Raw genomic sequence first — 13,866 nt, forward strand, 5'->3', positions numbered from 1 at the left:
CGCAACCGCACATGCGCCAACGGCAGGCCGCGTGCGCATGCCTGCCGTTGCTCATCCCAGAGGTAGCGGCGGCCGGTTCGGTTACGCAGCCGAGCGCATCGGCTCTGCTGCCACGTCGGCGACGGAAATGCGCGCGCGTTCGCGACGCTGCGCGGCCAGCTGCCGCCGATAGCGCGACGGCGTGAGCCCGACAATGCGCAGGAACAAGCGCCGGAACGCGCTCTGGTCCGAGTAGCCCACCGCCCAGGACACTTCATCGATTTCACCACCGGCCTGCAGCATCAGCTGCGCCTTGGCGATGCGCAGGCGCTGGCAGTATTCGATCGGACGCAGCCCGGTTGCCTTGAGGAAGCGCCGTTGCAAGGTACGCGGCTCCAGCCCGGCAGAGTCGCAGATGTCCTGCAGGGTCACCCCGCGTGCGGCAATGGTATGCAGCCAGCGCTGCGCCTTGAGGATGCCGCGGTCGCCGTGGGCGAAGTTGGGGCTGAACCGCTCCAGGTCGTCCTGCACCGCGCGCGGGATCGTCAACTGCAACTGCTGGATGGCGGCGGTCATCACGGTCTGGCCGTACACGCGGGCGAGCAGGCGCAGGCTCAGATACTTCCAGGCATCCGGCCCGGACGCGGTGAGCAGGTCGCCGTCGTCCACCAGCGCACGCTCGCCCAGGTTCCAGCTGGGCACCACGGTAGCCAGCGACGGGCAGCGCGCCAGGTCGGGCAAGCTCACCGTGCGCCCGGCCAGCACGCCACTGCCGGCCAGCATCAGGCCGCCTTCGTCACAGCCGGCCAGCACGCTGCCACCTTCGTGGCTGTCACGCAGCCAGGCAAGCAGACGCTCGTCGGGCGGCGGCAGCGGCCAGCTGGGTTCATTGCCCGGCACCACGATGAGGGCCGGCAGCGCGTCGCCGAACAACTCCGCACCCGCCACCCGCTGCACGCCGCGCGGGGACAAGGTCCAGCGCGTTACCAGCATCCGCGCGCCCTGGCGCTTTCCCGCCGCCGCAGTGCGGTTGCAGCGCTGTGCCAATTCGGACAGCACCGGCGCTGCGGCCCGAAGGCTGCCCGGGTATTCCAGCACGGCAACTTCCATCAGCGCCGACGATGCCGGCCGCGGCAAGGGGGACAAGGGGGTGAACGGTGCATCCATGGGACAGCTCCTCAAGCGACGTCTGGGGCCAGCAAACCCATGCAGCGCAAGGGCTTGCAGCGAACCCATCCGAGCCTACGGAGGCAAAAGCGCAGTAGCTATGAAACTAGTTGTATCTTTTGGCCCGGTAACGACATCGGTCGACCGGCCTTCAGCAACCCTTGACCCTCGACCAGACTCCAGGGTTTACCCTCGCGGCCAGGTCTTCATCGAGGTGGGCATGAACATCGGACAGCTCGCACGCCAAGCTGGCGTTCCGGTCGACACCGTGCGGTATTACGAACGCCAGCAGTTGCTGCCCACCGCACGACGCAGTGCCGGCGGCTACCGCGTGTTCGGCGATACCGACCTGACACGGCTGCAGTTCATCCGCCGCGCCAAGGCACTCGGCTTCACCCTGGACGAGATTGCCGCGCTGCTCAGCCTCAGCGACCAGCGCGGCCCTGACATGGCACGGGTACGTGACACGGCGGTAGAAAAACTGACCGACATCGAACGTCGCATCACCGAACTGCAATCCATGCATGGCGCGCTCAAGACATTGGTGGATGCCTGCCCCGGTCACGGCGAGCTGGTGCACTGCCCGATCCTGAGCGCGCTGACCGGGTCGCGGCAATAAGCGCGCCGGCAAACGGCCGTGCGCCATGCGACCACGCGTGGTGCCGTTGCATCGCCGTGGCAGGTGCAACGTAGTGACCATCATCGCGCGCATGGCCGGTGTGCGAATGCCGGTTTGGCGGCATCCACAACCTACGTGCGGTGCAGCGCGCCTGCGTCATCAACGCGCGGCCAACAAATGACGCATTTCGTGCAGTTTTTGCTTGCCAATCGAAAACGTCGTCGCTATGATTTCGCTCCTCACGACGTGGGGCCATAGCTCAGCTGGGAGAGCGCCTGCATGGCATGCAGGAGGTCGGCGGTTCGATCCCGCCTGGCTCCACCACTTCAATCATTAGGCCGATTGAAAGTGCAGTGGCAAAATTTGAAGTTTCGTGCGTCCCCATCGTCTAGAGGCCTAGGACATCACCCTTTCACGGTGGCGACCGGGGTTCGAATCCCCGTGGGGACGCCAATCAAGAAGCAGAAAGCCCTGACCCCGGTCGGGGCTTTTTGTTTTTGCCGTGTCGCGTGCGGCCATCGATCGCGGCCGAAGAAATTCATCGCGATGTCACACAAAAGACTTGGCGAACGCTTCACACCCGCGTAGAATTCGGCCTCCAGCATCGTGGGGCCATAGCTCAGCTGGGAGAGCGCCTGCATGGCATGCAGGAGGTCGGCGGTTCGATCCCGCCTGGCTCCACCACTCCGGACCTTAGGCCGTTCGGAGGTGCTGAAAACATTGATGAGTTTATGCGTCCCCATCGTCTAGAGGCCTAGGACATCACCCTTTCACGGTGGCGACCGGGGTTCGAATCCCCGTGGGGACGCCACTCATCAACGACATCAGGCCCGGTTCGCCGGGTCTTTTTGTCACCGCCTTCTGCAGTTTTTCGTCGTGGTCTTCCACAAACGTGAACAGGCAGGTATACTAGGCGGCTCGCGGTACAACGTGGGGCCATAGCTCAGCTGGGAGAGCGCCTGCATGGCATGCAGGAGGTCGGCGGTTCGATCCCGCCTGGCTCCACCACTTCTCCGGACACAGGCCGTCCGATAGAAGACTTGTCGGTTTAACGCGTCCCCATCGTCTAGAGGCCTAGGACATCACCCTTTCACGGTGGCGACCGGGGTTCGAATCCCCGTGGGGACGCCAGCTACAAACAACAGCCCCCGGCATTGCCGGGGGTTTTTGTTTGTGTGCCCCGGTAAATGTCGGCCATTGGCCGAAACGGCACATACCGGTAGATGCCGACCGTTGGTCGGCATGGCGCATGCAGGACACCCCCGGCGCGCCGACCCACAATCGGCATGCACCGGAACGAAATAAAAAGCTTCCCATCCAGCACAACCATCGCTATGATAGGCGGCTCGCAGCATCAACGTGGGGCCATAGCTCAGCTGGGAGAGCGCCTGCATGGCATGCAGGAGGTCGGCGGTTCGATCCCGCCTGGCTCCACCACTTCTCCGGACACAGGCCGTCCGATAGAAGACAAAATTCGGTTTAACGCGTCCCCATCGTCTAGAGGCCTAGGACATCACCCTTTCACGGTGGCGACCGGGGTTCGAATCCCCGTGGGGACGCCAGCTACAAACAACAGCCCCCGGCATTGCCGGGGGTTTTTGTTTGTGCGCCCTCAACATACGTACCGACCAACGGTCGGTATCTACCGCACCACCTTGGCCATGCCCACCGATCGCGGCGCGGTCAACGCAAAGCCGAACTGCGCATACAGGCGGTGCGCGTCGCCATCGGCGATAAGGCTCACGTACGCACCTACCGCATGGGCCTGCAGCCACGCGTCCAGTTCACGCATCACCGCCTTGCCCAACCCTTGGCCCTGCCGCTCGGGCACCACCGCGATGTCCACCACCTGCAGGAAGCAGCCGCGGTCGCCCACCAGGCGGCCCATCGCCAGCAGCTGATCGCCCTCGCGGATGCTGACCCCGAACACCGTATGGGGCAGGCCCAGCGTGGCCGCCTCCAATGTTTTCGGGCTCAGCCCCGCGCGCACCCGCAGATCGCGGTACTCGGCCACGCTGGGCGGATGGGGAATGCACTTCAGACCAGCAGCTAGGGTCATGGGACGGCTCGCACACGTGAACAGGTTGCCAGCATGCCGCATCGGTTTCTCATCCGGTGATACCAACCAGCCTATGCTGTCCCCTACCCCTTTCGCCCGTCCCTGCCCCATGTGCTATTCCGCCCAGATCCGCGCCGATTACACCAAGCTGGTGCGGGAATACGGCGCCATGATGTCGCTGGACGAATTCGCCCAGCTCTACGCCCACGATGCCGGCAAGCAGCGCCCGAAAACGCCCAAAGCAATGGACGACGGCTTTGCTGGCGCGCGCACCGCGCAGGGCCAGGACATCGTGGCAAAGATCCAGCAGTGGCATGCCGAGGAAATGCAGGCGCTGGACACGGAGATCCGCGTGCAGGGCGAACGCCGCGACGCCGCTCACGCCAGCCTGGCCACGCGCCCCACACAGAAGGCACGCAATGAGGCGCGTATCGCTGGCAACCGGGTCGAACGCGCGCAGGCGCGGCTGGATGACCTGCGGCGCACCGGGCTGCTGCCGCGCGACAGTCGCATCTTTCCTGGCGTGTATGCACCGGTGATCGTGTCCGAGCGCGGCCAACGCGTGATCAAGCCGATGCGCTATCAGTGCCGTCTGCCGGACACGCCGGCCCGCCACGACACGCTGTACCCCGGCACCTACAACGCGCGCCGCGACAGCCTGGGCGGATACTGGAAGCCCGCGTTCGGGCATTGCCATGGCGTGGTGGTGGTGCAGTCGTTCTACGAACACGTGCCGCGGCATGCGCTGGAGCAACGCGCCCTCTCGCCCGGCGAGAAGGCCAGCAACGTGGTGCTGGAATTCCGTCCGCAGCCACCGCGCGACCTGCTCATCGCCTGCCTGTGGTCGGAGTGGGAAGGACCGGAGGGGCGGCTGCTGTCCTTTGCGGCCATCACTGACGAACCGCCGCGCGATATCGCCGCGGCCGGCCATGACCGCTGCATCATCCCGATCCGGCCGGACAACCTGGATGCCTGGCTGAACCCGGACCCCAACGATCTGGATGCGCTGTATCGCATCCTGGATGACCGTGAGCCGGTCAGTTACGCCCACACCGAAGCGGCGTGAGCGCAGGGATCAGCTGGCGACCGATGCGGCCTGCAGCGCGCGTTCCAACGCCGCGTTCAGTTCCGCGGTGAGGTACGGCTTGGTCAGCATCACGCCGGTGCGGAACACCGCCGGCAGGTGATCCGGCGCCATGCCGGTAGCCAGCACGAACGGAATGCCCCGGGCGCTCAAGGCGGCCGCGACCGGTTCACTGGTTTCATTGTTGGCCAGCCGGTAATCCAGCAGCGCCACCTGGGGCTCGCTCTGGCCGAGCAGGCGCAGCGAATCGGCAACCGATGCCGCCGGACCGACGACGACCGCGCCGGCCTGGAGCAGCTGCATCTGCAGCAGGGCCGCACTCATTTCGTCGTTCTCGACCACGAGTACCCGAAGATCCTGCAATGCGCTCATCCCGGCTCTCTGTATGGTTCAGCCCGGTGAGTATAGCGTCCTGCCCCAATGAAGATCGAACATCACATGAAGCGTTCAGGGCTGCACAGATCTCTACAATTTGTATACACTACGCGGCCAGCCAGCCGAAGTGGCGGAATCGGTAGACGCAGCGGACTCAAAATCCGCCGCCCTTAAAAGCGTGTGGGTTCGAGTCCCACCTTCGGCACCATGGAATTGCACAGGCCAGATCTTCGGATCTGGCCTTTTGCATTTCAGGGGCTGCCGAACGGCAGCCCCTTCCGTGGACTCATTCAGTGGATCTCGATGCAGCCGCCGCTTTGGCAGCGGTTTCGGCAGCGGCAGCGGCATTGGCCGCAGCCACCGCCGCAGCGGTAGACGCAGCCCGTTGTTGCAGCACGGCGGCCTGCGCCGACGCGTCCGGCGTCAGCGGCGGGGTCTCGCGCCACACCAGCGCCAGAACGCAATCCCGGGCCTGGCGACGGCACATCACTTCGGCCTTGCGCTGGGCAGCGCCATCCTCTTTTTCAGACAGCGCAAAACCCACGGCGCGGGTGCCGGTGTACACCGCGGAGAATCCCGGGGCGGTGGTACTTGCCTGGCTCGCACAGTTCGGTGAACGCTGCACGCAGTAGCCCAACGCCTGCTGCACTGCCGCGCTGACGGTGCGCTGGTTCATCGAATAGCCGTAAACACCGGTAGTGGTGTCGTAAAACACGGCCGACGCCGCGTTGGCGGCGCCCGCCGCGGCCAGTGCGACCAGAAGTACTGCGCTGCGTCCTGCTGTCATTGACATGGTGGTGGTCTCGACCTTCCGTTGGAAGGCCGAGTATCCCAAAGCGCAACACGATTGGCACGCAGGTAGCGCCCCGATACGTTGTCAGGCACAGCAGACGCTTACACCAGCCGCAGCGCCGGTTGGCCATGTCCCGCTGCCGCGATGGCCTGCCGCGCGATTCCCGCACCGGCCTCCACCCGGAACGCGGCCACCGTCTGCAGCAATTGGGTAGCCTGCTCTTCCATGCTGCGCGCGGCGGCGGACGCCTCTTCCACCAGCGCGGCATTCTGCTGGGTGCCTTCGTCGATGTGGTCGACCGCCTGGTGGATCTGCCCGATGCTTTCGCTCTGCTGCTGGGCCACCGCACTGATCTCGCTGATCAACGCACTGACCCGCTTCACGTTGACCACGATCTCATCCATGGTGCGGCCGGCACTCTCGACCTGGCCGGTACCAGCGCCCACCTTCTCCACCGAATCGGCGATCAACTGCTTGATCTCCTTGGCCGCGCCCGCCGAGCGCTGCGACAGCGACCGGATCTCCGAGGCCACCACCGCAAAGCCGCGGCCGTGCTCACCGGCGCGCGCGGCTTCCACCGCCGCGTTGAGCGCCAGGATGTTGGTCTGGAAGGCGATGCCGTCGATGACACCGATGATGTCGACGATCCGACGCGACGATTCGTTGATCAGCGCCATCGTGCACACCACTTCATGCACGACATGGCCGCCCTGCGCGGCCACGTCCACCGCGCCGCTCGCCAGCTCGCTGGCCTGGCGGGCGTTGGTGGCGGTCTGCTGCACGGTGGCAGTGAGGCCCTTCATCGAGACCGCGGTTTCTTCCAGCGATGCGGCCTGCTGCTCGGTACGCACCGACAGGTCGCTGTTGCCTTCGGCGATCTCGCTGGCGCCCACCGCGATGGTGTCGGCGGCGAACTTGATCTGCGCGATGATCGAGGCCATCGCCTCTACCAGCGCATTGATGCCTTCGCACAGCTCGGCGATCGGGCCGTTCTTGTCCTCGGTGGCGATATGCCCGGTGAGGTCACCGCCCTTGGCCGCGGCCACCACCTCGCGGGTCTGCGCCACGGCGTGCTGCATGGCCAGGCTGTCACGCACCTGGGCGGTGATGTCGGTGGCGTACTTGACCACTTTGAACGGGCGGCCGTTCATGTCCAGGATCGGGTTGTACGACGCCTGGATCCACACCTCGCGGCCGCCCTTGCCAAAGCGCCGGTACTGGCCGGCGTCGTACTCGCCGCGGCCCAGCTTTTCCCAGAACCGGGCGTAGTCCGGGCTCTGGCGGTGCTCGGGCTCGACGAACATGGCGTGGTGCTGGCCACGTACTTCGTCCAGTGTGTAGCCGGTGGTCGCCAGGAAGTTGTCGTTGGCCGACAGGATGCGGCCGTCCAGGCTGAATTCGATGACCGCCTGCGATTTGTTGATCGCCGCCAGCTGGCCGGACACATCGGCGGCCTGCTGCATCTGCGCGGTGATGTCGGTGGCGAATTTCACCACCTTGTAGGGATGCCCGTTGCCGTCCAGCACCGGGTTGTAGGAGGCCTGGATCCAGATCTCGCGGCCGCCCTTGCCCAGCCGCCGGTATTGGCCGGCGTCGAATTCACCGCGCCCGAGCCGCGCCCAGAAGTCGCGGTACTCCTGGCCTTGGGCAAGGGCCGGTTCGACGAACATGGCATGGTGCCGGCCCTGGATTTCATCGAGCCGGTAGCCCACGGCCTGCAGGAAGTTGTCGTTGGCCTGCAGGATGGTGCCGTCCAGATCGAATTCGATCACCGCCTGCACCCGGTGCAATGCAGCCACCTGGGCTTCCAGCTCGCACTGGCGGCGCTGCGCGGCCACGTTGGCGGCCTGGCGTGCGTGGCCCGTGGCGGTGACGCTGGCTTTCAGGGCCTGCCACAACGAGTGGCTGGCAGCGGCGTCGGTACGTCCTTGCACATGCGCGTGCATACCTGAAGTAAGCATCATCGTGATCCTCGGTGCCCGTTGGCGATTGGGATCCGACGGGGAGCAACCCGCCGGCACATCATTGGCTTGGGGACTTGCGCAGACGTCCGCAGTGCAGGACGTCGCTCCAGCGGCTAATACAACGGCGGTACTGCGGCGTGCAGACGGCATGTTGCAAAGTCACGCGATCGGGGCCGCAAAGGGAGCGCAGCCAATGTCCAACGTGGCCCCGCCTTGGTCGCGTTGCCTTAGACGGTATCGACCCGGCCCGCCGAAGCTTTAGCGGCCCGAAGGGCTGCCGAAGGCCGGATGCCAACAGGTTCAGCCTTCCCCGCCCTCACTGGTCTCACCCGCGTCCAGCGGGTCCAGCCCTTCCATGGTCGGCGTCTCCACCTGCACATTGTTCTTGCCTGCCGCCTTGGCCAGGTAGCACTGCGCATCGGCCGCGGCCACCGCGTCGTCCACGCTCATGCTGCCGCCGATCGCGGCGATGCCGATGCTGGCGCCGACGCTGAGCCGCTGCAGGTCCCAGGGAATGGTCAGCGTGCGAACGCCGTCCAGCAGGTCGCTGGCGATGCGCCGGGCGCGCTTGAGCGAGCAACCGGCCAGGATCACGGCGAATTCGTCGCCGCCCAGCCGCGCCACGATGTCCGAATCGCGCACGCCGTGGCGCAGCACATTGGCCACCGCCCAGAGCATGGCATCGCCGGCCAGGTGGCCATGGCTGTCGTTGACCGGCTTGAAGTTGTCCAGGTCGATGAACATCAGCGAGGCCGACTGCCCGGTCCGCGCGACCCGGGTGATGGCCTGCTGCAGATGGGCTTCGAACCCGCGGCGGTTGCTCAGCTCGGTCAGCGGGTCGACCTCGGCCAGGTGGCGCGCTTCGCGCTGGCGGGCGCGTTGCTGGGTCACATCGCGGATCACCCAGACCGCGCCACTGACCTGGCCGTCCTCGGCGCGCAGCCAGGCACGGGTGAGATCCACCGGCAGCAGCTGCGCGCCCACCGACAGCAGCAGGTCCGAATGCAGGTCCACCGCGTTGCTCTCCGGGTCGAGCAGCACGGCGATGTCCAGCGGCGAGCGGGGCGCGTATTCGGTGGTCAGCTCCATCACGTCCTGGATCTGGCCGCCGGTAAGGGGCGCGGCGCCCTCCCCGGCCAGCGCGCGGGTAGCCGCGGCGTTGGCGTACTGGATCAGCCCGTGCAGATCCAGGGTGAGCACCATGTCGGCCACCGCATCCAGGGTGATGCGCGTGCGCTGCTCGGATTCGCGCAGCTGCAGGCTGCTCTGGCGCTGGGCGGTGACGTCCTGGATCTGCGACACGAAGTGCAGCGGCTCGCCGTGTTCGGAGCGCACCAGCGACACCGACAGCCGGCCCCACACGATGTTGCCGCGCTTGCCCAGGTACCGCTTGTCCATGTGGTAGTGGTCGCGCCGCCCGTTGAGCAGGTCGGCGACCAGGGCCAGGTCGGTGTTGAGATCGTCTGCATGGGTGAGCGTCTGGAAGTCCACTGCCAGCAGCTCGGCGCGCGTGTAGCCGAGGATGCCGCACAGCGCGTCGTTGACATCCAGCCAGCGCCCTTCCAGCGACACCAGCGCCATGCCGAGCGCGGCCGAAGAGAACGCACCGGCGAATTTTTCGGCCGCCAGGTACGCCTGCTCGCGGACTTCCAGCAGCGGGGTGATGTCCACCGCCATGCCGACGTAGCCGATCCGGTGACCACCGCTGGCGTCCAGCGGGCTGATCGACAGCCGCACCTGGCGGCGCTCGCCGTCCTTGCGCACGTACGTCCACTGGTGCGACCAGGTGCCCTGCGTGGCGTGCGCGGTGAGCGCTTCAAAGACGGTGGGCACGCGGCCATCGGCATCGGCCTGCGGGCGCAGGTACTCCATCATTTCATCCGGGTCATGGAACAGGCCCGGGTTGACCCGCCCGATCACCTCGGCGGGCGTGTAGCCCAGCAGTTTCTGCGCCCCGGTGTTGAACAGGTTGACCACGCCATCGATGTCGGTGGCGATCACCGCCACTTCGTCGGAGGCATCCACCACCGCCTGCAGGCGCTGGCGCATGTTGGCCGCGTCCTGCCGCGCAGTCTGCAGGTCGGTGACGTCGGCGTGTGCCCCGGCCATCCACTGCGGCTGGCCGTGCGCGTCCCATTCGTAGACGCGGCCGCGGTCCTGCACCCAGATCCAGTGGCCGTCCTTGTGGCGCATGCGGCACAGGCTGTCGTAGTGCGGCGAGCGTCCTTCCAGGTGCTCGCGCAGCCGCGCGTTGGACTGGGCCAGGTCGTCGGGGTGGACCAGCCGGAAAAACGTGTCGGGGGTGATCGGCGCCAGTTCGTCGCGGGTGTAGCCCACGATCTGCGCCCAGCGTTCGTTGACCCACATCCGGCCGTCCTGGACATTCCATTCCCAGGTGCCGGCACCGGTGCCGTCGATGATCATCTGCAGGCGCCGGTGGCGCTCGGTGATGTCACGCAACGCCGCGTCGGTGCCGTGCGCGGTGCCGGCCGGATCGTGGCTCATGCGTCCGGCCACGCACGCGGGCGGACGCCGCGCCGTACTGCACGTGGCCCTGCCCGACCTTCCGGCCCTGCCTGGTGCGTTGTCATATGGCCTCCCCGGCGCCTGCCCAGCCTACGGGCATTTGACGGGAAGTGTGACCAACACGGAGTGAAACCAGAAGTGCCGTGCCCGCCAGAGACGCCAAGGGCCGCACACGGCGGCCCCTGGCGGGTGGATCCAGGCCGGTTCAGCCGCCGCGTTTGGCGCGGGCGAAGGCGTCGGCCAGGGCGTTGTTGGCCGGCGGCGCGGCACTGCCCGGGCGCGGGCCCGGGGCGGCGCCACGGCCGCCATTGCGCTGACCACCCCCGCCACCGGCATCACGGCGACCGCCACCGGCGGGCCGGGCATCGCGCTCGCCCGGGGCCTTGGCAGGCGCCGGGGTGTCGTCCAGGCGCCGGGTCAGGGCGATGCGCTTGCGCGCCACGTCCACCTCCAGCACCTTCACCTTGACGATGTCACCGGCCTTGACCACATCACGCGGGTCCTTGACGTAGGTGTCCGACAGCGCCGAGATGTGGATCAGGCCGTCCTGGTGCACGCCGATGTCCACGAACGCACCGAACGCGGCCACGTTGCTGACCACGCCTTCCAGGATCATGCCCGGCTGCAGGTGCTTGAGTTCTTCCACGCCCTCGGCGAAACGCGCCGCCTTGAACTCCGGGCGCGGGTCGCGGCCGGGCTTTTCCAGCTCCTTCAGGATGTCGCGCACGGTCGGCACGCCGAAGGTGGCGTCGGTGAACTGTTCGGCCTTCAGCCCACGCAGGAAGCTGCCATCGCCGATCAACGCCTTGATCGGGCGTGCGGTGGCGGCCACGATGCGCTCCACCACGGGGTAGGCTTCCGGGTGCACCGAGGAGGCATCCAGCGGCTGGTCGCCATCGGCGATGCGCAGGAAGCCGGCGCACTGTTCGAAGGTCTTGTCGCCCAGGCGCGGCACCTTGAGCAGGTCCTTGCGGCGCTTGAACGGGCCGTTGTCGTCGCGGTGGCGCACGATGTTCTCGGCCACCGTGGCCGACAACCCGGACACGCGCGAGAGCAGCGCGGCCGAGGCAGTGTTGACCTCCACGCCGACCGCGTTGACGCAGTCCTCCACCCGCGCATCCAGCGCGCGCGCCAGGCGGTACTGGTCCACGTCGTGCTGGTACTGGCCCACGCCGATCGCCTTGGGTTCGATCTTGACCAGCTCGGCCAGCGGATCCTGCAGGCGACGGGCGATGGAAACCGCGCCACGGATCGACACGTCCAGGTCCGGGAACTCCTTGGCGGCGAATTCGGAGGCCGAGTACACCGACGCACCGGCCTCGCTGACCACGATCTTCTGCAGTTTGCTGTCGCCGAGTGCCTTGATGGCCTCCCCGGCCAGCTTGTCGGTTTCGCGGCTGGCGGTGCCGTTGCCGATCGCGATCAGTTCCACGTTGTGCTTCATGCACAGCTGCTTGATCGTCTGCAGCGACTGGTCCCACTGCCGGCGCGGTTCGTGCGGGTAGATGGTGTCGGTGGCCACCAGCTTGCCGGTGGCATCGACCACGGCGATCTTGCAGCCGGTGCGGATACCCGGGTCCAGCCCGAGCACGCTCTTGGGCCCGGCCGGCGCGGCCAGCAGCAGGTCCTTGAGGTTGTCGCCGAACACCGCGATCGCCTCGGCTTCGGCCTTCTCGCGGGCCTGGTTGAACAGGTCCAGCAGCAGGTGCATGTGCAGCTTGGCGCGCCAGGTCAGGCGGCAGGCGTCGAGCAGCCAGCGGTCGCCAGGACGACCGGCGTCGGCGATGCCGGCCTTGTAGGCCACGCGGCCTTCGGCATACACGTGGCCCGCTTCGGCGTCGGTGCCGGGGTCCAGTTCCAGGAACAGGATTTCCTCGCGGCGCGCGCGGAACAGCGCCAGCAGCCGGTGCGAGGGAATCTTCGCCAGCGATTCGGCGTGTTCGAAGTAGTCGCGGTACTTGGCACCCTGCTCTTCCTTGCCTTCGGCGACACGGGCACGGATGACCCCGTTTTCGCCGAGCCAGCTGCGCAGCTCGCCGACCAGCGCGGCGTCTTCACCCCAGCGTTCCATCAGGATCGCGCGGGCGCCTTCCAGCGCGGCCTTGGTGTCGGCCACGCCCTTGTCGGCATCCACGAAGGTGGCACCGAACACCTGCGGGTCCAGGTTTGGATCGGCCAGCAGGCCATCGGCCAGCGGTTCCAGCCCGGCTTCGCGCGCGATCTGGGCGCGGGTGCGGCGCTTGGGCTTGTACGGCAGGTACAGATCTTCCAGGCGCGACTTGGTATCGGCGCCGAGGATCTCGTTGCGGAGGTCGTCGGTGAGCTTGCCCTGTTCGTCGATGCTGGACAGCACGGCGGCGCGGCGGTCTTCCAGCTCGCGCAGGTAGGTCAGGCGGGTTTCCAGGTTGCGCAGCTGGGTGTCGTCCAGGCCGCCGGTGACTTCCTTGCGGTAGCGGGCGATGAACGGGACGCTGGCGCCTTCGTCCAACAGGGCGATGGCGGCACGCGCCTGGGCAGGCTGGGCACCGATTTCATCGGCGATGGTCTGGGCGATCTGCTGGGCGAGCTTGATGTCAGGCATTGCTTCCGGCCGGAGCCGCAGTACGGAAAGTCCCGATTGTGGCAACGCACGGCGGCGGGGGGAAGGCGTTGACAGCGGGGGGCGAACCTGTCGCCCGCGGGTGCCGGGCTTGTCATGACAATCGGATCACCCACCGTAGAGCCGGGCTCTGCCCGGCTGCTCATGACAATCGCATCGCCCACGGTAGTGCCGGCCGCTGGCCGGCTCCTCGTTACGGCCGGGGTACTCGGACAGCCGGGCAGAGCCCGGCTCTACGGGTTCGGGGTGTGCGTGGAGCCGGCCACGTGGTCGGGAGCCGGGCAGAGCCCGGCTCTACGGGTTCGGGGTGTGCGTGGAGCCGGCCAGCGGCCGGCACTACCGGTCGGGCGCCGGGCAGAGCCCGGCTCTACGGGCCGCTTCAGCGGTAATGCTGGGCGGTGCGCTGGTGGACGATCTCGTCGCGCAGGGATTCCAGCGCCATTACCCGGATCTTGCCGATGCCCGGCAGTTCCATGAACCGCTCGGTATAGATCTCCGGCCCGGTGTCGGTATCGGCCCGGGACTTGCTGAAACCGTGGGGTACCAATCCTTTGTCGCCATCCTTGCTACCACCGACATAAAGAACGATTGCCATGTGATGTGTTCCTCCTGTGACGCATCGTGCAATTACAACAGGCGCCAGTTTAGCGTGCCGAACCTGACTGATCCGTCATGCAGCCTAATAACCTTTGTTTGCATGC

Annotated in this window: 10 protein-coding genes and 9 tRNA genes; 11 read left to right on the plus strand and 8 right to left on the minus strand. The window is 66.9% G+C overall.

What is annotated here, in order from left to right; all coding sequences use genetic code 11:
• Nucleotides 1–81: 81 nt before the first annotated feature.
• Nucleotides 82–1,146, minus strand: coding sequence for a GlxA family transcriptional regulator (locus AC6CHL_RS03255; protein ID WP_448133894.1), 1,065 nt, complete (start codon nt 1,144–1,146; stop codon nt 82–84).
• Between the two features lie 220 nt (nt 1,147–1,366).
• Between AC6CHL_RS03255 and AC6CHL_RS03260 the strand changes: the two genes are divergently transcribed.
• From AC6CHL_RS03260 to AC6CHL_RS03300, 9 genes are all read left to right on the plus strand, one after another.
• Nucleotides 1,367–1,765, plus strand: a complete 399-nt coding sequence (locus AC6CHL_RS03260; protein ID WP_038687889.1) for a heavy metal-responsive transcriptional regulator — start codon at nt 1,367–1,369, stop codon at nt 1,763–1,765.
• Nucleotides 1,766–2,013: 248 nt separating this feature from the next.
• A tRNA-Ala gene (locus tag AC6CHL_RS03265) sits at nt 2,014–2,089 on the plus strand.
• Nucleotides 2,090–2,142: 53 nt separating this feature from the next.
• A tRNA-Glu gene (locus tag AC6CHL_RS03270) sits at nt 2,143–2,218 on the plus strand.
• A gap of 155 nt (nt 2,219–2,373) precedes the next feature.
• Nucleotides 2,374–2,449: transfer RNA gene (locus AC6CHL_RS03275), tRNA-Ala, on the plus strand.
• Between the two features lie 51 nt (nt 2,450–2,500).
• A tRNA-Glu gene (locus tag AC6CHL_RS03280) sits at nt 2,501–2,576 on the plus strand.
• 121 nt (nt 2,577–2,697) lie between these two features.
• A tRNA-Ala gene (locus AC6CHL_RS03285) sits at nt 2,698–2,773 on the plus strand.
• 47 nt (nt 2,774–2,820) lie between these two features.
• Nucleotides 2,821–2,896: transfer RNA gene (locus AC6CHL_RS03290), tRNA-Glu, on the plus strand.
• A gap of 230 nt (nt 2,897–3,126) precedes the next feature.
• Nucleotides 3,127–3,202, plus strand: a tRNA-Ala gene (locus tag AC6CHL_RS03295).
• A 49-nt stretch (nt 3,203–3,251) separates the two neighbouring features.
• Nucleotides 3,252–3,327 (plus strand) — tRNA-Glu (locus AC6CHL_RS03300).
• 80 nt (nt 3,328–3,407) lie between these two features.
• Here AC6CHL_RS03300 and AC6CHL_RS03305 read toward each other — a convergent pair.
• The gene (locus AC6CHL_RS03305) at nt 3,408–3,824 is read right to left on the minus strand and encodes a GNAT family N-acetyltransferase (protein WP_051598794.1); all 417 of its coding nucleotides are present in this window, start codon (nt 3,822–3,824) and stop codon (nt 3,408–3,410) included.
• Nucleotides 3,825–3,933: 109 nt separating this feature from the next.
• Here AC6CHL_RS03305 and AC6CHL_RS03310 point away from each other — a divergent pair, with 109 nt between their 5' ends.
• Nucleotides 3,934–4,890 carry an SOS response-associated peptidase family protein gene (locus AC6CHL_RS03310; protein ID WP_498293343.1) on the plus strand — a complete coding sequence of 319 codons (957 nt, stop codon included), beginning with the start codon at nt 3,934–3,936 and terminating at the stop codon, nt 4,888–4,890.
• A gap of 9 nt (nt 4,891–4,899) precedes the next feature.
• Here AC6CHL_RS03310 and AC6CHL_RS03315 read toward each other — a convergent pair whose 3' ends face one another.
• Entirely contained in the window at nt 4,900–5,280 is a 381-nt protein-coding gene (locus tag AC6CHL_RS03315; RefSeq protein WP_498293344.1) for a response regulator, read from the minus strand.
• A gap of 124 nt (nt 5,281–5,404) precedes the next feature.
• On the opposite strand from AC6CHL_RS03315, the gene AC6CHL_RS03320 reads away from it, so the two are divergent.
• Nucleotides 5,405–5,491: transfer RNA gene (locus AC6CHL_RS03320), tRNA-Leu, on the plus strand.
• A gap of 78 nt (nt 5,492–5,569) precedes the next feature.
• Here the strand turns inward: AC6CHL_RS03320 and AC6CHL_RS03325 are convergent.
• The 5 genes from AC6CHL_RS03325 to AC6CHL_RS03345 all read right to left on the minus strand — a co-directional run bounded on the left by AC6CHL_RS03325 (nt 5,570) and on the right by AC6CHL_RS03345 (nt 13,760).
• Nucleotides 5,570–6,076, minus strand: a complete 507-nt coding sequence (locus tag AC6CHL_RS03325; protein ID WP_498293345.1) for a DUF4189 domain-containing protein — start codon at nt 6,074–6,076, stop codon at nt 5,570–5,572.
• Nucleotides 6,077–6,177: 101 nt separating this feature from the next.
• Nucleotides 6,178–8,037, minus strand: coding sequence for a methyl-accepting chemotaxis protein (locus tag AC6CHL_RS03330; RefSeq protein WP_498293347.1), 1,860 nt, complete (start codon nt 8,035–8,037; stop codon nt 6,178–6,180).
• 303 nt (nt 8,038–8,340) lie between these two features.
• Complete coding sequence (locus tag AC6CHL_RS03335) at nt 8,341–10,545, minus strand: PAS domain S-box protein (protein ID WP_498293349.1); 2,205 nt, start codon at nt 10,543–10,545, stop codon at nt 8,341–8,343.
• A gap of 226 nt (nt 10,546–10,771) precedes the next feature.
• Nucleotides 10,772–13,147 (minus strand): Tex family protein, encoded by a 2,376-nt coding sequence (locus AC6CHL_RS03340; protein ID WP_498293350.1) that lies wholly within the window; start codon nt 13,145–13,147, stop codon nt 10,772–10,774.
• A gap of 397 nt (nt 13,148–13,544) precedes the next feature.
• The gene (locus AC6CHL_RS03345) at nt 13,545–13,760 is read right to left on the minus strand and encodes a hypothetical protein (protein WP_038687875.1); all 216 of its coding nucleotides are present in this window, start codon (nt 13,758–13,760) and stop codon (nt 13,545–13,547) included.
• Nucleotides 13,761–13,866 lie beyond the last annotated feature (106 nt).

The organism is Stenotrophomonas sp. GQ19, assembly GCF_059758695.1.